At 59.0% G+C, this 15,983-nt stretch carries 16 protein-coding genes and 1 tRNA gene; 7 read left to right on the forward strand and 10 right to left on the reverse strand.

The genetic code is table 11. From position 1 onward, the window contains the following. Positions 1-19: 19 nt before the first annotated feature. Positions 20-1,150 (forward strand): tRNA epoxyqueuosine(34) reductase QueG, encoded by a 1,131-nt coding sequence (gene queG / locus AC2D8U_RS09905; RefSeq protein ID WP_484618873.1) that lies wholly within the window; start codon positions 20-22, stop codon positions 1,148-1,150. 3 nt (positions 1,151-1,153) lie between these two features. Here the strand turns inward: queG and AC2D8U_RS09910 are convergent, their stop codons facing one another. Continuing rightward, entirely contained in the window at positions 1,154-1,363 is a 210-nt protein-coding gene (locus AC2D8U_RS09910; RefSeq protein ID WP_484618874.1) for a dodecin, read from the reverse strand. A 168-nt stretch (positions 1,364-1,531) separates the two neighbouring features. On the opposite strand from AC2D8U_RS09910, the gene AC2D8U_RS09915 reads away from it, so the two are divergent. Further along, complete coding sequence (locus AC2D8U_RS09915) at positions 1,532-1,936, forward strand: (deoxy)nucleoside triphosphate pyrophosphohydrolase (RefSeq protein ID WP_484618875.1); 405 nt, start codon at positions 1,532-1,534, stop codon at positions 1,934-1,936. A 121-nt stretch (positions 1,937-2,057) separates the two neighbouring features. Next, positions 2,058-2,957, forward strand: coding sequence for a 1,4-dihydroxy-2-naphthoyl-CoA synthase (locus tag AC2D8U_RS09920; protein ID WP_484618876.1), 900 nt, complete (start codon positions 2,058-2,060; stop codon positions 2,955-2,957). 48 nt (positions 2,958-3,005) lie between these two features. Here AC2D8U_RS09920 and AC2D8U_RS09925 read toward each other — a convergent pair whose 3' ends face one another. The 4 genes from AC2D8U_RS09925 to AC2D8U_RS09940 form a co-directional block, all read right to left on the reverse strand. After that, positions 3,006-4,130, reverse strand: a complete 1,125-nt coding sequence (locus AC2D8U_RS09925; RefSeq protein WP_484618877.1) for a PilT/PilU family type 4a pilus ATPase — start codon at positions 4,128-4,130, stop codon at positions 3,006-3,008. A gap of 105 nt (positions 4,131-4,235) precedes the next feature. Next, positions 4,236-4,928, reverse strand: coding sequence for a hypothetical protein (locus tag AC2D8U_RS09930; RefSeq protein WP_484618878.1), 693 nt, complete (start codon positions 4,926-4,928; stop codon positions 4,236-4,238). A gap of 179 nt (positions 4,929-5,107) precedes the next feature. Then, a tRNA-Gly gene (locus AC2D8U_RS09935) sits at positions 5,108-5,181 on the reverse strand. Positions 5,182-5,263: 82 nt separating this feature from the next. Next, on the reverse strand, positions 5,264-7,426 hold the full coding sequence (locus AC2D8U_RS09940; RefSeq protein ID WP_484618879.1) for a S46 family peptidase: 2,163 nt from the start codon (positions 7,424-7,426) through the stop codon (positions 5,264-5,266). A 216-nt stretch (positions 7,427-7,642) separates the two neighbouring features. Here AC2D8U_RS09940 and AC2D8U_RS09945 point away from each other — a divergent pair, with 216 nt between their 5' ends. After that, a complete protein-coding gene (locus AC2D8U_RS09945) occupies positions 7,643-8,275 on the forward strand; it encodes an esterase/lipase family protein (RefSeq protein WP_484618880.1) in 633 nt (210 codons plus the stop codon). Here AC2D8U_RS09945 and AC2D8U_RS09950 read toward each other — a convergent pair. Beyond that, on the reverse strand, positions 8,251-8,487 hold the full coding sequence (locus tag AC2D8U_RS09950) for a YgjV family protein (protein ID WP_484618881.1): 237 nt from the start codon (positions 8,485-8,487) through the stop codon (positions 8,251-8,253). The genes AC2D8U_RS09945 and AC2D8U_RS09950 overlap by 25 nt on opposite strands. A 164-nt stretch (positions 8,488-8,651) precedes the next feature. Here AC2D8U_RS09950 and AC2D8U_RS09955 point away from each other — a divergent pair, with 164 nt between their 5' ends. Then, positions 8,652-9,446 carry an NRDE family protein gene (locus AC2D8U_RS09955; protein ID WP_484618882.1) on the forward strand — a complete coding sequence of 265 codons (795 nt, stop codon included), beginning with the start codon at positions 8,652-8,654 and terminating at the stop codon, positions 9,444-9,446. Here AC2D8U_RS09955 and AC2D8U_RS09960 read toward each other — a convergent pair. Continuing rightward, positions 9,443-10,132, reverse strand: coding sequence for a pseudouridine synthase (locus AC2D8U_RS09960; protein ID WP_484618883.1), 690 nt, complete (start codon positions 10,130-10,132; stop codon positions 9,443-9,445). The two genes, AC2D8U_RS09955 and AC2D8U_RS09960, sit on opposite strands and share 4 nt — an antisense overlap. Before the next feature lie 102 nt (positions 10,133-10,234). Next, positions 10,235-10,987, reverse strand: coding sequence for a class I SAM-dependent methyltransferase (locus AC2D8U_RS09965; RefSeq protein ID WP_484618884.1), 753 nt, complete (start codon positions 10,985-10,987; stop codon positions 10,235-10,237). A gap of 328 nt (positions 10,988-11,315) precedes the next feature. On the opposite strand from AC2D8U_RS09965, the gene ggt reads away from it, so the two are divergent. Continuing rightward, positions 11,316-13,022, forward strand: coding sequence for a gamma-glutamyltransferase (gene ggt / locus AC2D8U_RS09970; RefSeq protein ID WP_484618885.1), 1,707 nt, complete (start codon positions 11,316-11,318; stop codon positions 13,020-13,022). 46 nt (positions 13,023-13,068) lie between these two features. Next, positions 13,069-13,512, forward strand: a complete 444-nt coding sequence (locus AC2D8U_RS09975) for an SRPBCC family protein (protein WP_484618886.1) — start codon at positions 13,069-13,071, stop codon at positions 13,510-13,512. Positions 13,513-13,651: 139 nt separating this feature from the next. Here the strand turns inward: AC2D8U_RS09975 and AC2D8U_RS09980 are convergent, their stop codons facing one another. Continuing rightward, the gene (locus AC2D8U_RS09980; RefSeq protein WP_484618887.1) at positions 13,652-14,434 is read right to left on the reverse strand and encodes a ParA family protein; all 783 of its coding nucleotides are present in this window, start codon (positions 14,432-14,434) and stop codon (positions 13,652-13,654) included. Positions 14,435-14,557: 123 nt separating this feature from the next. After that, positions 14,558-15,904, reverse strand: a complete 1,347-nt coding sequence (locus AC2D8U_RS09985; protein WP_484618888.1) for a sodium/glutamate symporter — start codon at positions 15,902-15,904, stop codon at positions 14,558-14,560. Positions 15,905-15,983 lie beyond the last annotated feature (79 nt).

Below are 15,983 nucleotides of genomic sequence, written 5' to 3' on the forward strand. Positions count from 1 at the left end.
CCATGCTACCCTTGCGCCCATGAACGCTATACACACAGACTGGGTAAGCTTCGCTGCCCGGCTCAAACAACAAGCCAGCGAAATGGGGTTTGGTGCCGTCGGCATCGCCGATCTGGATCTCGAGGCCGAACGCCCACGGCTGCAGGCCTGGCTCGACCAACAATTTCACGGCGACATGGACTATATGGCCCGTAATGTGGCCATGCGGACCGACCCAGGCCAACTGTATCCAGGCACCCTCAGGGTGATCACCGTCGCCCTGGATTATCTTCCTGCCGGCGCCGGTTTTGCCCAGACGCTCAAGGCTGGGGAGCTCGGCTATATCTCTCGTTACGCCGGGGGCCGTGACTACCACAAGCTGATGCGCAACCGGCTCAAGAAGCTGGGCGAGTGGATCCGCCAGGAGGTGGCGGATTGCGATTTCCGCCCCTTCGTCGATTCCGCCCCACTGCTGGAACGGCCGCTGGCCCGAAACGCGGGCCTGGGCTGGATCGGCAAACACTCACTGCTGCTCAACCGCAAAGCGGGAAGCTGGTTCTTCCTGGGAGAACTCCTGGTCAACCTGCCACTGCCGATCGATCAACCAAACCAGGGAGACTGCGGCAGCTGTAGTGCCTGCATCACCGCCTGTCCGACCCGCGCGATCGTAGCCCCCTATGTGGTGGACGCCCGGCGCTGCATCTCCTACCTGACCATAGAATCCGATGGCCCGATCCCTGAGGCTTTGCGCCCGGAGCTGGGAAACCGGATCTATGGTTGTGACGACTGCCAGCTGGTGTGCCCCTGGAACCGCTCGGCGCCCCTCTCCGGCGAAAGCGATCTCCAGATCCGCCCTGCCCTGCAACACCCCAAGCTATTGACCCTGTGGCAATGGGACGAAGCGACCTTCCTGAAACAGATGGAAGGCTCTCCCATTCGCCGAATTGGCTATCGTCGATGGCAGCGTAACCTGGCGGTCGCACTGGGCAATGCTCCCAGCAGTGAGGCCATCATCGCCGCCCTCACAACCGGCCTGGGTCGGGTCGATGCCATGGTGGATGAGCATATCCACTGGGCGCTGGCCCGTCAGCAGGGATCCCAGGCAAGCCCGGACAGACGCCAGCAGCGGCTGATCCGCATCGTGGAAAAGGGTCTGCCTCGGGATGCTTGAAACCTATGAGGGGTTAAGGGTAAATCCGACCTTGATGGTCACCTGCCAGTGAGCCACTTTGCCATCCTCTATATGGCCCCGAGTCTCGACCACCTCAAACCAGCGCAGGTGGTTCAACGTTCGGTGCGCGGTGGCAATGGCGTTATTGATGGCGTCATCAGAGCTGAGGGTGGAGGAGCCGGTCAGCTCGATCTTCTTGTAGGTATGGGACATGGTGTTCTCCAATAGCAAGCTCACAGTATAGCCAGCGCACTGCGGCGGGTCGGGTCAGCCACACTCGGTCATCCGCCGCTCCTGAGAAAAAGGCGCCGTTCCTGAGAAAAAGGCGCCGTCCCTGTGGCTCCAGTGCCTAGCGATTAGAATGAAACCAAAGGAAAAAGTATGATCCTAGATGTCGCGGCCGCCGTGCTGCTGGATAACAACCGGGTACTGATCGCTCGCCGCCACCCCGACACGAGCCAAGGGGGTCTCTGGGAATTTCCAGGAGGAAAGATCGAGTCCGGCGAACAGGCGGAGCAGGCGCTGATCCGCGAGATCCGCGAAGAGCTCAGTATCGAGATCAGTGTCGGCCGGCACCTGGCAACCAGTCGGCATCACTATGGCGAGGGCCAAAGCGGAAAAACCGTGCATCTGCATGGCTACCTGTGCCACTGGATCCCTCAGACAATCCGGCTCACAGGCAGTCATGACACCTTTACGTGGCAGGAGCCATGCAAAGTAGACCGCACCACCCTGGCGCCCGCTGACCTGCCCCTGCTTGATGCCCTGATCCAAGGGTTAACCTGATCTGGCGGCCCGAGCGACTCACCGGAAAGGGATCGGACCCCAACATCGGCGGGGAAGGGATTGACGATGGCGTCACAACTACCTAGCCTTGCGCCATACCCTAATCATCAGCAGAGGCCCCATGACTCAGACCGCGTCCGATCCCTTCAACCCAGAACTTTGGGACACAGTCCCCGGTTTTGACTTCGAGGATATTACCTACCACCGAGCCAAAGATCAGGGCACGGTGCGCATCGCCTTCGACCGCCCGGACTGCCTCAACTCCTTCCGCCCCAAAACCGTCGACGAACTGTATACGGCGCTGGATCACGCCCGTCAATGGTCCGATGTTGGCTGTGTCCTGATCACAGGAAACGGACCTTCCAAGAAGGGCCAATGGTCCTTCTCGGCGGGCGGGGATCAACGGATCCGTGGCAAGGATGGCTACAAGTACGAAGGTGAACAGGGGCAGGCCGATGTCGCTCGTATGGGCCGACTGCACATTCTCGAAGTGCAGCGCCTGATCCGCTTTATGCCCAAGGTGGTGATCGCCCTGGTGCCGGGCTGGGCGGTCGGCGGTGGCCACAGCCTGCATGTGATCTGCGACATGTCCCTGGCCTCCAAGGAACATGCCATCTTCAAACAGACGGATCCCGATGTGGCCTCCTTCGACTCCGGCTATGGATCCGCCTACCTGGCCAAGATGGTGGGACAAAAGCGCGCCCGCGAGATCTTCTTCTGTGGCTTTAACTATTCCGCCCAGGAAGCCTATGAGATGGGCATGGTCAACAAGGTGGTGCCCCACGCCGAACTGGAAACCGAGGCCCTGCGCTGGGCAGCGGAGATCAACAGCAAATCCCCCACCGCCATGCGGATGCTCAAATACGGTTTCAACCTGCCGGACGACGGCCTGGTGGGGCAGCAACTGTTCGCCGGGGAAGCCACCCGCCTGGCCTACGGTACGGCGGAAGCCCAGGAGGGACGGGATGCCTTCCTGGAGAAGCGCGATCAGGACTTCTCCGACTTCCCCTGGCACTACTGAGTAGTGACCAGACAGCCCGCCAAACGGCGGGCTGTTTCACTTTTGCACTCAGTAAGGTTCGGAGTCGGACAAAGGCGTCAACGACAAGCCATCATGCTGTCCCCTGGCCACACCATCATCCGCCAGCTTTAAGGCCAGCTTCACATTGGTGGCCGAATCCGCGTACTTCAACGCCGTCTGCTCGCTGATCCGACCGGCCCGAGCCAGGGACTCCAGCGCCGAATCAAAAGTCTGCATTCCCAGCTCCCTGGACTTCTCCATCAATGCCTTAAGCTCCCCCGTCTCGCCACGTTTGATCCGATCCCTGACCGTCAGCGTGCCCAGCAGGATCTCCACCGCCGCACAGCGTTTACCATCCTGGGTCGGCACCAATCGCTGGGATACGAATGCCTTGAGGTTGTTGCCCAGATCATTCAGCAACTGATGTCGGCGGTCCTCAGGGAAGAAATTGATGATCCGATCCAGCGCCTGGTTGGCATTATTGGCATGCAGGGTGGAGATCGCCAGGTGGCCCGTTTCGGCAAACGCCAAGGCATGCTCCATGGTCTCCCGATCCCGGATCTCCCCAATCAGGATCACATCCGGGGCCTGTCTCAGGGTGTTCTTCAACGCCGCATGGAAGCTCCGGGTATCAACCCCCACCTCTCGCTGGTTGATCAAACAGCCCTGATGCTGGTGCACATACTCCACCGGATCCTCAATGGTGATGATGTGCCCCTCGCTGTGACGGTTGCGGTGATCAATCAGGGAAGCCAGGGACGTGGACTTCCCCGAACCGGTCGCACCGATAAACAACACCAGGCCCCGCTGGGTCATGATCACCTCTTTGAGCACCTCGGGCAGGCCAAGATCCTCGAAGCGCGGGATCTCGGTCTTAATGTTCCGCGCCACAATCCCCACGACATTGCGCTGGCGAAAGAGATTGATGCGAAAGCGCCCAACCCCTTCCAGGCTGATCGCCAGATTCATCTCAAGATCCCGCTCAAACCCTTCGCGCTGTTCGGCGTCCATCACCTCATTGGCGATCTGCGCCAGGGCCGCCGCATCCATCGGGATCTGTGTCAGCCGAACCAGTCGCCCCTGCACCTTGGCCGTGGGCGGCGCCCCGACCGTCAGGTACAGATCCGAACCGTCCTCATTGGCCAGCCAGGCCAGCATCGCTTCAAACTCCATGGCGCTCTCCTCACCCCCTGTGGTCCCTTCAGTCTGTCCACCAGCGGACAGAAACGCAAACAAAAGGGCAGCCAAATGGCTGCCCTGCTCTGTGCTGTGTGTGACTTACTTGGCCAGGCCAGCTTCTACCTGGGCCACCAACTGGGCCACCCGATCGCAATCCGGCGCCAGGGTATTGCCGTAAGCCTCCAGTGCCATCCAGTAGAAAGCCAATATGCGGAAGCGATTTTCCAAGACCACATCACCAAAATCCATCTGAGCGATGGCGTGGTTTGGATTGGCCTCCTGCACGGCGCGCAACAAACGCGGATCCAGATTACGGGGATCGACCAGCAGGCCATCATCAATGGTATGGAAGGCATTGATCTCGCCACGCTGCGCGTCGCTCAACAAGGGAGAAAGCCCTTCGCCACGGCGTCGAGTATCTTCAAGCAGCAAGTTGATCTGCATGAGGTTTAGCTTACGCGCTACATCATTGGCGGCAAACAGCGCCTGCTGGAAAGGGTGCAGAGTCTGTTCGAAGAATGCCTCGCTTTGCGCCCGCTCTTCGGGGCCCGTCGCCTGGTTGTAACACTGGTTGTTGATCAGCACCGCCTCAAATGCTGCGGTGAGGGTTTCATTATCACTGAGATAAAGATGATCAAACTCGGCCGAAGCGGTCAATTCATTGAGTTTGTCCTGAGCATGCTGCCACTGGGCGGGAAGGGCTTCATCGGCCCCACTGCAACCTACCAGGGCGCCACACAGGGCCAGTGCAGCCAAAGGGAAGCGAACCAACCCATTGTATTTGTTTTTCATATCGTCCCGTTTCGATGACTGTAAACAGAGTTCAAGCGAGTATAGCGACGGCCAAAACGAAAAAAATCCATAACGGAACATTCTGCGAGCCAGATCTTGGCGACTTTACCTTGCTGTTGTTCCTTGACACTGAGCACACAAAAAACCCCACACCTGAGGTGCGGGGTTCTTCAAAAATCTGGAGCGACCAGCGGGAATCGAACCCGCGTCATTAGCTTGGGAAGCTAAGGTAATACCATTATACGATGGTCGCGCTGTGCAGACACCTTACTGGGTTCATCGCCCCCTTGGCAAGGTCCCCAGATCCGATTGCCGCTTGTTTGAGCGATTTGCCTTCACTCTCCCACCAGGCTCATCTCTGCCAGCAGATTTTCTGCACCATCGAGCTCCTGCATCACCCAAAGGATGTAGCGGCTGTCGACATGGATCGAGCGGGCGAAGGCATCGTTGAAATCCCAGTCGGCAATAATGCTTTCATAGACCCCATCGAAGAGCAATCCCACCAACTCCCCTCGACGGTTCAGCGTCGGTGAACCTGAGTTCCCCCCCGTACTATCCAGATCCGACAGGAAGTTCACCGGCACGGACCCCAGCTGTGGATCGGCATAGCCACCGTAATGCCGGTCTCGGATCCGTTCAAGCTGGCTTGCCGGCGCATCAAAGGGCTTCTGACCGGTCGCCTTTTGTGCCAGCCCCTCCAGTGTGGTAAAGGGCTTGGCAAGCATACCATCCCGGGGCGAATAGCCCTGTACCGTGCCATAGGTCAGCCGCAGGCTGGAGTTCGCATCGGCGTATACTGCCCGTCCCTGGCTCCTTTGATAGGCGATGATCGCCGCCATGTAGCGAGGACGCAGCTTAAGCTGTTCACCCCGGATCCGCTTCTGCTCTTGCTCCCGGGCCATCACACGAGGAAAATCGGCCACGGCAAAGCGAATAAAGGGATCGGCACTGCGCTCAAACGCCTCAGGGCTTTTCTCCAGCCAAGCCAGGCGTGCCGCCTCATCACCCAGTTCGGTCGTGGCGTACATGCTGTCGAGCTTGTCAGACAAGGCGGACGGTTCGAAGGTGCCGCTCAGGCCAAAGACCCGATCGATCACAGGATCCCGTTCGCCATCGGGTAACCGGGCATAGCGCCCCAACAGATAGGCCAAGATCGTCTTGTCCACCATGGGATCGTAACGACGCTGCATCCGTTTCACCGTCGCCTCAATCGTCTCCCAGTCCCGCTCCTGATAACCCGTTTCACGCTCGGGATCCGACTTCTGCTTCTCCCTGGCCAGGCGATAGAGCTTCGCGGCACTGGCGCTCGCCTGGACATAGCGCAGGTAGCCCAGCAGCAGATCCCGCTCCATATGGGCCCACTCCTCGGCGATCAGGCTGTCGAGGGCCCCTCTCACATGCTTGAACGCGGTGATTCGCTCAGGATTTTGTTCAACCCAGCGCCACAAAGCCTGCTCCCGAGCCCCTTTGGCCGGGCCAAACCCCGTCCTGACATAGCTCTCCACCAGGCTTTGATAATTTTTGGCGTAGTTGGCCAACCCCGCCAGAGTGCCTTCGTACTTGATCCGCGCGCCGGAACCCGCCTCGGAGCTCTGTTGGATCACCTCTATGAGGTCGTTACGAAGATCCCGTGCCAGAGGATAGAGCTTCTCGAAATAGAGACGCACCTCCTCGGCCGTCCGGTAGCGATCCGTCGTGCCGGGGTAACCCGCCACCATCACAAAATCCCCCTCTTTCAGACCCGCCCGGGAGATCTTCAGAAAGCGTTGCGGCTCATAGGGGACGTTGTTCTCGCTGTAGGGAGCCGGCTCGCCATCCGGGCCCACATAAGCCCGGAAGAAGGCAAAATCACCGGTATGGCGGGGCCACATCCAGTTATCCACATCCCCACCATACTTACCAATGGACAACGCCGGTGTATAAACAAGCCGCACATCCTGGATCTCCCGCTCCTTGATCAGGAAATAACTGGCACCATGGTGAAAATCAGACACCTTGCATCGATAGGGCCCTCCCGCCTCACAGGACGCCACCAGGGCTTTGCGTCGACGCTCTACCGCCCGAAAGTAATCGGCACCGGCCAGATCGGTAGAGAGACCCACTATCACCTCGTCGGTGACTTCACGCATGGACTCGGTGATCCAGATCTTATAGCCAGGAACCGGGGCTTTCTCTTCAACCCATTTCTTCGCCAAAAACCCCCTTTCCAGGATGTTGTCCTGCTCGGTCGCGTGATAGGCGATGGCGCCATAGCCACAGTGGTGGTTGGTTGCTATCAGCCCCTTGGGCGATACAAACGAGGCAGTACAACCACCGAAGTTGATCACCGCATTCATGGGAAAGGCATTCAGATCCGCCATCGAAGCAGGATCGAGCTCCAACCCAAGCTCGGTCATGTGTGCACCTATTGCCGGCAGTTGATGCGGCTGCCACATCCCTTCCACCGCCTGTGCTGAACTTCCCAGCATCACCAGCAGTGGCCAAATCCACTTTGTCATTCTTGGCTCCATTAGCGTCTCAGGCCCCACAGCCCAAACGATGCCGACAGTAACACAATGTAAATGAGTGGTTAACCGGATGGTTTGCCCCTTGTCTTTCGCTAGGGGTCCAGTACGTGCACAAAGGTGCACGCCAATCAGATGATCCAGATAGAGGGACTGGTGCCCTGTGCGTCCCCCTGATAGGCTGACGCTACGCAACCCAAGGAGGGCCCGATGCCCAAACTGATCCTGCTGCACGGCCTGTACATGCACGGAGCCATCATGTGGCCACTGGCCCGCAAGTTGACGCAACTGGGCTGGGATACGGAGTGCTTGAGCTACAACACACTGGCCATTGAGCCCGATGCCCTGTTCGATCGGATCCTGCAGGCCCTTCCCTCGCAGCAACCCGCCTACTTGCTGGGCCATAGCCTAGGTGGCGTCATGCTCTATCACTTGGCCCATCAACGTCCCCTCCCTCAGGACAGTCGCATCGTCACTTTGGGCAGCCCACTCCAGGGCGCCATGCTGGCGAAACGTCTGGCCCAGTGGAATCTGGCGGGAGTGATGGGGAATGCAGGGGAAATTGGCCTGCTGCGCGAAGAACCGGCCGAATGGCATAGTGCCGTGCCGTTAGGCAGCTTGGCAGGCAGTACCGGACTGGGAATGGGAACCCTGTTAGGCGTCGGCGGGGCGGACAGTGATGGTACCGTGCTACTGACGGAGACCCAGATAGCGGGGATGGCGGATCACATTAGCCTGCCGGTCACCCATACGGGCATGCTGCTGTCACAGGCCGTGGCGGAGCAAGCGGATCACTTCCTACGCCACGGCCGCTTCCATCAATCGGCCTGCTCGAAACCGTAGATCCGCCACAGGTAGTAAATATTGATACAAACGATAAAGCCATTGACCAGAGCCACCGGGTAAGCGGCTATCGCCATGCCGTAGGCAACGAAGAGGGCTGCACCCGCCATATTCCACCAGCGCAGTTTTTTGATCTCGGACATCATGAGTGAGATGGCAACCAGCAGGGAAGCAGCATAGCCGACCCATTCCCAAAGCAAAGCTGAATCCATATTATTCTCCCGGTTGTGAATACAAATCACCGGCAAGTGTAGAATAAAGGAGTCACCCACGACTGAGAGCTGACCCGCAAAATGTGAACCAAATGATTTCAGCTTGTGTCAGGACCCAACTGTCGGCAACAATAATTCAAACAGTTCGCTCTAAGGTTCACACCATGTGCCTCGTCGCATTTTGCTGGCAACCGAGCAGTCCTCATCCTCTCATACTGCTGGCCAACCGAGATGAATTCTACGATCGACCAACTCAGCCAGTACACACCTGGCCTGATGTTCCTGTGCTGTTTGCGGGTCGGGATAGCCGGGCTGGCGGCACCTGGATGGCCCGCCATCAAGATGGACGATGGGGCCTGCTGACCAACTACCGAGAAGTTCCAGCGCTCAGCGGGCCCAGTCGCGGCAGTTTGATCCCCGCTTACCTCACTCAAACCAAAGGGGCCAGGGAGTACCTGCAGCAGCTATTACCCGAGGCTCATCGGTATCCGGGGTTCAGCCTGTTGCTGGGAGATCGGCAAGGGATCCATTACCTGAGTAATCGCGAAGGACAGATCCGGACCCTGACGCCGGGGCTGTATGGGCTGTGTAATCGACTGCTTGATACCCCCTGGCCCAAACTTACCCGCCTCAAGCAGCGCTTGGCTCAGACAATGTCTGCTTCCCTCGACCCCAGGGTATTGCTGGCTTTGCTGCAGGATCCACAACCCGCCTCCTGGGCACAGCTACCCGATACCGGGATCGGAGCCGAACGAGAGCGGACCCTCTCCTCCATCTTCATACAAAGCCCGGACTATGGCACCCGAACCTCGACCCTGTGGCTACAAAATCGTGATGGTGCTCTGGACTGGTACGAACGCCAGTTCAACGCTCAAGGGCCGCTGAGCGGCGTGCAGCACCATCACCTGCTCCCTGGTCACGCACCATTTAGCGTCACTCAATGTCCGGCAGAGCTCTAACGAAATGACGCGATCTCAGCCTCGCTCAACGGCCGCCATTCACCCGGCTCCAGGGTCGGATCCAGCTCGACACCGCCAACGGACTCTCGATGGAGTGCCAACACCTTGTTATCCAAGGCAGCAAACATACGCTTAACCTGATGATATTTCCCCTCACTGATGGTCAGCAGAACTTCGGTATCCGTGATCCGTTCCAGTTGGGCCGGTCGGGTCAGTCCATCCTGATGCAGCTCTACCCCCTGGGCCAATCTCTGCTGAGCATCGGAAGCCAAGGGACGATCCAGCCAGACTCGGTAGCGCTTGTCACATTGGCGTCGCGGTGAGGTGATCTGGTGGCACCACTGACCATCTTCGGACAGCAACACCAAACCCGTGGTATCCACGTCCAGGCGACCGGCGATCCGCAACCGATCCACCTTGGGCAGATCGATCAGTTTCAGTACCGAGGGATAGAGTTCATCAATATTAGAGCAGAGGAAATCGGCCGGTTTATGCAGCATCAGGTAGCGGGTCGGGATCAAACCGACGGCTTCTCCACGCCACAGCACCTCGGTCGATTCCTCCACGGAGAATTTAGGATCTGTGATCACCACACCGTCACACTGCACCGCACCGGCTTTCAATTCTCGCTTGGCCAGGCTGCGGGTCAGCTCCGTGCAGCCTGTCAGGTATTTATCCAGACGCATAACTCGTACCGAAACAAAAAGGGCCGGCATTATCCCTCTTTTTACTCGGGGTTTCCCCTCTTTTCGCTCCTTGGCAAAGGCTGGCCAACCCAGGGATAGGGCTCAAAACCGCTTCGCCGAAACGCTCTTGGGCCTGTGTATCAGGTACAGAAGGTTACTGTGTCTCGCGCTGAGGGCCCCGAAACTCATCAGGCTGATCGTGAGCTTGACGGCCTGGATCAACCAGCGCGCCGGCCCTTGCCCGGCACGCCCATAACCATCCCCATATTCCCCCAGCAACTCCAGGCGGGCCCGTTCGCAATGGCGACGCAGGCCCTGTCGGGAGATCACCGGGTGATAAAACGTGGGATAGGGCGTACAGCCGGGTTGCCCCGCATCTTTCTTACCGAGGACACGGCGGTAATAAAATAAGTGAAACCAGTAGGGCGTGCGCTTGGCGAGGTAGCCATAGACCGACTCCGGATCCGGCACCTTAAGCACCATCAGTCCCCCAGGGCGCAGCCAGCGACTGAACCGCTCCATCACCAGATCGGCCCGCTCGATGTGCTCAAGGACAAAAGCGCAATAGATGATATCAAACTGCTGCTCGGGCAACTCGATCTCGGCCAGATCCCCCAGCAGGGCCAGGTCCAGATCCTTCTGCTCCCGCTGCCGACGCATCAGGGCATGGGGATCCTTATCGACCCCAGTCAGCTGAAATGCCACATCGCCCAGATCGACACACCAGCGCTTACCGCACCCCGCTTCGAGGATCTCTAGGGGGCGATCAGGACAGAAGCGTTGACGGATCTCCGCCGTAATGATGCTTAGTTCATCGGCGGGTTCAGCCAGAAGCTGCAATGGAGTTTCAGACATGATGTGACAACCTTTTCTATGATTAGGCCCATATCCTCCCTGGACAATAACAACGTCGAACCTTAAAGCTTAAGCGAGTCACCCGGTTCATCAACCCAATGGCCCAGTTAGGGCCTAATCCCCTCCCTAACAAACAAAAACAATAGAGCAGCCCGAAGGCGTTGGATAAATCAAAGTATACATTCGTGCGCCTTTTACACGCCCGAAGTCAGCCGGGAGTGCCTTCCCTGCCAATCTCGGCTCTACTCCAAATGGGCGTATTACCCAGCCTGAGAACGTCATAGCCTGTCATCAAGATGACGATCAATCTCGCCCCTGGAGCCAACCGATGCCCCCGATCAACCGAACCCTTATCCCCCTGATCCTGATCATTGAACTATGCCTGCCACTGTGGGCCGGCCAGGGCGCGGTAGCTTCCCCCGATGAACATGGCCGGGATGCGGCCATGCTCATCCTCTCCCAGGGAGGCAACGCCATCGACGCCGCCGTGGCCATGGGGTTTGTCCTGGCCGTCAGCTACCCGGAAGCCGGCAACATCGGCGGCGGCGGCTTTATGACTCTCTGGTTCGATGGCAAACCCTACTTCCTCGATTATCGGGAGGTCGCTCCCCAGGCCGCCCACAGGGATCTCTACCTGAATGAGCAGGGTGAGGTGATCCCGGAGGCCAGCACCCTAGGTGCCCTGGCCGTAGGAGTCCCCGGCTCGGTGGCGGGCCTGTGGCAGGCTCACCAGCGCTTTGGGCGCCTCCCCTGGCATCAGGTCCTGGCGCCAGCGATCACTTTGGCCCACGAGGGTTTTGTTCCCGACCCCCAACTGCTGCGCCGCCAGCGTTCGGCCCTCAAGCAGTTTTCCGGCCGCACCAATTTTGCCGAGCACTTCGGCGAACTGAGCGCCGATCAACACTTTACCCAGCCGGCCCTGGCCCAAACCCTGAAGCGGATCGCCCAGCAAGGAAGAGAAGGCTTCTATCAGGGAAAAACCGCCGAGTTGCTGGTAGCCCAAATGGCCCGCTCCAATGGCCTGATCACCTTGAGTGATCTGCGTGGTTACCAGGCCAGATGGCGTCAACCTGTCCGTTTCGATTGGCAGGACAAGCAATTGATCTCCTCACCGCCGCCCAGCTCAGGCGGTTTTGCCCTAGCCCAGTTGCTGGGTCTCAAGGCACTGCGCAGTGCCGACTTTGCCGGACAGGCGGTCAACTCGGCCCAGTACGTGCACCTGATCGCGGAGATCGAAAAACGGGTCTTTGCCGATCGGGCTCAGTATCTTGGGGACCCGGACTTTTTCGCCGTCCCCATTACCCAGTTACTCGACAGTGACTACCTGGCGCGTCGCGCCAAGGCGGTCGATGCGAACAAGATCAGTCCGACCCCGGCTGTCCAGCCCGGCCTGGAGTCTCCCCAAACCACCCACTACAGCGTCGTGGATCAATGGGGCAACGCCGTCGCCACCACCACGACTCTCAATCTCAACTTTGGCAGCGGCGTCGTAGTGGAAGGTGCTGGCTTCCTGCTCAACAATGAGATGGATGATTTCTCCGCCAAACCTGGGGTGGCCAACGCCTTTGGAGTGATCGGCGGAGAGGCCAACGCCATCGCTCCGGGTAAACGCATGCTCTCCTCCATGAGCCCAAGCCTGCTGATCAAGGATAATCAGGTGGAGATGGTGATCGGCACGCCGGGCGGCTCCACCATCTTCACCTCCGTGTTCCAGGTGCTGACCAATGTCTACGACCACAAAATGTCCCTGAAAGAGGCCGTGGCGGCTCCCCGCTTTCACCACCAACTCTGGCCTCAAGATGAGATCCGAATGGAACCCTATGCCCCGCTGGCCGAAACGGTGCAACAAAGGTTAAGGGAGAGAGGCTACCACCTGACACTGCAGAGCTGGGATCTGGGGGACATTCAGGCGATCCAGCGTCAGGGAGCAGGCTGGCAGGCGGTCGCGGACCCTCGAGGGCGAGGAGCGGCGGCACACCTCAACGGGGTAGCAGGCTCCGCCGCAATGGAGCTGTCCGAGGAGGTTGCTCCCTGAGCCACTCCCCTATACTAGAAACAGGTACCTAAACAAAGAGTCCACCATGCGCTACCAGTGTCAGGTGCTGATCGCCCTGCCCCGGGAACGTGTTGTTGCCCTGTTTGATAACCCGGATCATCTGCCACGCTGGCAACCGGATCTGCTGCAAATTGAGCCCCTGGAAGGCGTCCCTGGCCAACCCGGCTCAAGCTGCCGTCTGCTCTACCGCAAGGGCCCAAGGGAGATCCAGGTCCTGGAAACCGTGATCGAACGAGCGCTGCCGGAGCATTTTTGTGCCACCTACCAAAGCGACACCCTGACACTGCGCAGTGACAACCACTTTATCGAACAGGGTCACCAAACCCTTTGGCAGCAGGACAACGAGATCCAGCTGCAGGGCTGGCGCAGCCTGATGCGCCTGATCCCCTGGTACTTCTCCGCTCGCGGCCACGCCAAGATGCAGCGCTTTAAAGCCTTCGCCGAGCAGAAGCCATCCAAAGAAAAATAGCTGTCGTCCAGACCCGGCCTTAAGGGCAAACCTGCCGCCCTCAAGGCCGCCATCCCCGATCTCAGATCCCAAGCGCCCAGCCTCCCAAATCAGGGAGCACTCACCGTTCATCGGATATCGCACAATTGGGCACGAGTAGTTAGGCGTTTACCGTCTGTTTGCCTTCCATCTCATCAAACAGGATCTGCAGCTGCTGGGTCAGCTTGTGCCTGGGAGCCAGGCTGATCAAGGGCTGCTGCAGCTGGTGGGACTCACGCATTTTGACGGAAGCACCGAGCATCGACTCAAACACCGGCAGCTCACGGGCCCGAAGATCCGCCACCAGCGCCTTGGGCAGCCTAGCCTGCGGATTAAACTGGTTCACCACGATCCCCTCCAGTTGCAGTCCCGGATTGTGATCCCCCTTAAGCTCAAGCAGATTATCCAGCAGACGCTCAATCGCCTGGGCGGAAAAACTGTCACAGTCAAAGGGGATCACCACGGAGTCGGCGGCGATCAGCGCCGACTTGGAGTAAAAATTAAAGTTGGGCGGAGTATCGATAAAGATCCGTTCAAACTCCTCGGAAAGTCCATTCAGGGCCTCCCTCAGTTTGAAGATCTTATAGCGGCTCTCCAGATCTCGCTCCAGCGCAGCCAACTGTTCGGAAGCCGGCAGCAGGCAGAGGTTGTCCCACTCGGTGTCGTAGACGAACTCCGTCGGCGACTGGGGACGACTGAGCCAGCCAACGGTTTGTCGAAACAGATCCGCCACCGTCGGTTTCCCCTCCTCCTCACGAAACCCCAGGTAGTGGCTGCTGTTACCCTGCACATCCAGATCCACCAGCAGGGTCTTATACCCCGCAGCCGCGCTGATCGCCGCCAGATTCACACTGAGGCTGGACTTGCCGACGCCCCCCTTCTGATTAAACACCACCCGTTTCATCAAACCCCCTCCTTGGTGAAATTTCCTCCAACCAAGGTACGGGATCCCGCCTCGCCACTCCAGCATAAAAAACGCGGTGCTGATCAGCACCGCGTTGAACTTCCATGGAGTGAGCGCCAGGGCTCAGGCTAACGCCTTATGGGCCAGACCATGGCGTCCCCAGAGGGTAAACCAGATGGCAGCGATCACCGCCACATACAGCCACATGCCACCGATGGCCAGGTGGGCCATCCCCTGCATCATCAAGATAGGCACCAGGGAGATGATCACCATATCGGTAATGGAGCCTGGTACATAGGCGATGGCGTAGTCATCCAGCACCTTGGCGCGCATCTTGGGATCGATGATCCGCAGCAGGGCAATCCCCATACCTACGGTGCCCGTCAGCCAGCCCCAGGAGAACACCGCCTTCTCAAACCAGTTTTCACCAAAGATCCTGGGGGCCACCACCAACACCAGAAATAGGTTAAATGCCAGGCCGATCAGGACGATGGCAATCAGAGGCAGCGCATAGTTGAGCAGGATGGTGACCTTGATGGCGGCGATCCCGAATACAATCAGAAAATCCGTGGCCGATCCGGTCGCGTGCTGGAACAGGCGATCATCAAAGTAGTCACTGCCCTGAGTGCGTTTGAGCACCAGGCGCGTCAACAGGCCCAGGGCAAATGCGGTCACAAACGCCGGTACCTGTACCATCTCATGGAACTGGGACAGAAACACCGCACTGTGCTGCCCCACGACGGTCACCAGCAGGATCAGCGCCCCGTGCATCGCCAGTGTATCGATGGAGGTGGCAGAGACACTGCTGCGCCCCACGCTGTCTTGCTCCTGACGGGGCACCAGGCCACGGCGCTGCACCTCGCTCATCGCCTCGAAGCGACTGAAGTCCTTGATCCAGCCTCGCTTGAGGCCATAGTGCAACAGCGCCATACCGCAGAGAATGGAGGCGAAGATCCCCACGGTCGCCGTGGTCAGGGCCAAGGTCAGGGCATCTTCCCAGCCCTGCCCCTGCAGGCTCTCTCCGACCACCACCCCGGTGCCATGGCCCCCCATAAAGCCGGCGGACAACACCAGGCCAAAGGCCGGCGGCAGATCGGGCCAGACCAAGGCCATCAGGGCCAGGCCGGCCATGGCGGCAAAAGCCCATTGGCTGACGGTGGCGATCTGGTTAAAGGCCCACAAGGTACCGGCACGGCGCATCAGTACCTGCATCGAGGGAAAATCGGTGGCCAGACCCAGACAGGCAAACAGCGCCACCGTCAGGACCGAGGCATTACCAGCAAAGCCAGGGCTCCAAGGCAAAAGATCGACACCGGATGGCCCCAAGGCCAAGGCCAACATGCCGGCGATTAAAGCCGCGGGCAGATACAGTCGCTGAAAAAAGACAAGGTTGGCTCGAAGCCACTTGCCGATCAGCAGCAAGCCGCCAGCAATACCAAAATCGGTGAATAAGTCCCAGTTGCTGAGCATTCAAACCCCTTTTTCCTATTCAACGGCCACGTTTGCCGAAGATTTCTGCAAAAAGGCGGGATCCTAACCCGACGGGCAC

It is taken from the genome of Ferrimonas sp. YIN67 (assembly GCF_057219095.1).

Bases quoted from the DNA above. Each gene is read 5' to 3' on its own strand.
- AC2D8U_RS09980 (WP_484618887.1), bottom strand. From the start codon at position 14,434: ATGAAACGGGTGGTGTTTAATCAGAAGGGGGGCGTCGGCAAGTCCAGC.
- AC2D8U_RS09910 (WP_484618874.1), bottom strand. From the start codon at position 1,363: ATGTCCCATACCTACAAGAAGATCGAGCTGACCGGCTCCTCCACCCTC.
- AC2D8U_RS09930 (WP_484618878.1), bottom strand. From the start codon at position 4,928: ATGAAAAACAAATACAATGGGTTGGTTCGCTTCCCTTTGGCTGCACTG.
- AC2D8U_RS09985 (WP_484618888.1), bottom strand. From the start codon at position 15,904: ATGCTCAGCAACTGGGACTTATTCACCGATTTTGGTATTGCTGGCGGC.
- AC2D8U_RS09950 (WP_484618881.1), bottom strand. From the start codon at position 8,487: ATGGATTCAGCTTTGCTTTGGGAATGGGTCGGCTATGCTGCTTCCCTG.
- queG (WP_484618873.1), top strand. From the start codon at position 20: ATGAACGCTATACACACAGACTGGGTAAGCTTCGCTGCCCGGCTCAAA.
- AC2D8U_RS09965 (WP_484618884.1), bottom strand. From the start codon at position 10,987: ATGTCTGAAACTCCATTGCAGCTTCTGGCTGAACCCGCCGATGAACTA.
- AC2D8U_RS09975 (WP_484618886.1), top strand. From the start codon at position 13,069: ATGCGCTACCAGTGTCAGGTGCTGATCGCCCTGCCCCGGGAACGTGTT.
- AC2D8U_RS09915 (WP_484618875.1), top strand. From the start codon at position 1,532: ATGATCCTAGATGTCGCGGCCGCCGTGCTGCTGGATAACAACCGGGTA.
- AC2D8U_RS09955 (WP_484618882.1), top strand. From the start codon at position 8,652: ATGTGCCTCGTCGCATTTTGCTGGCAACCGAGCAGTCCTCATCCTCTC.
- AC2D8U_RS09925 (WP_484618877.1), bottom strand. From the start codon at position 4,130: ATGGAGTTTGAAGCGATGCTGGCCTGGCTGGCCAATGAGGACGGTTCG.
- AC2D8U_RS09920 (WP_484618876.1), top strand. From the start codon at position 2,058: ATGACTCAGACCGCGTCCGATCCCTTCAACCCAGAACTTTGGGACACA.
- ggt (WP_484618885.1), top strand. From the start codon at position 11,316: ATGCCCCCGATCAACCGAACCCTTATCCCCCTGATCCTGATCATTGAA.
- AC2D8U_RS09940 (WP_484618879.1), bottom strand. From the start codon at position 7,426: ATGACAAAGTGGATTTGGCCACTGCTGGTGATGCTGGGAAGTTCAGCA.
- AC2D8U_RS09945 (WP_484618880.1), top strand. From the start codon at position 7,643: ATGCCCAAACTGATCCTGCTGCACGGCCTGTACATGCACGGAGCCATC.
- AC2D8U_RS09960 (WP_484618883.1), bottom strand. From the start codon at position 10,132: ATGCGTCTGGATAAATACCTGACAGGCTGCACGGAGCTGACCCGCAGC.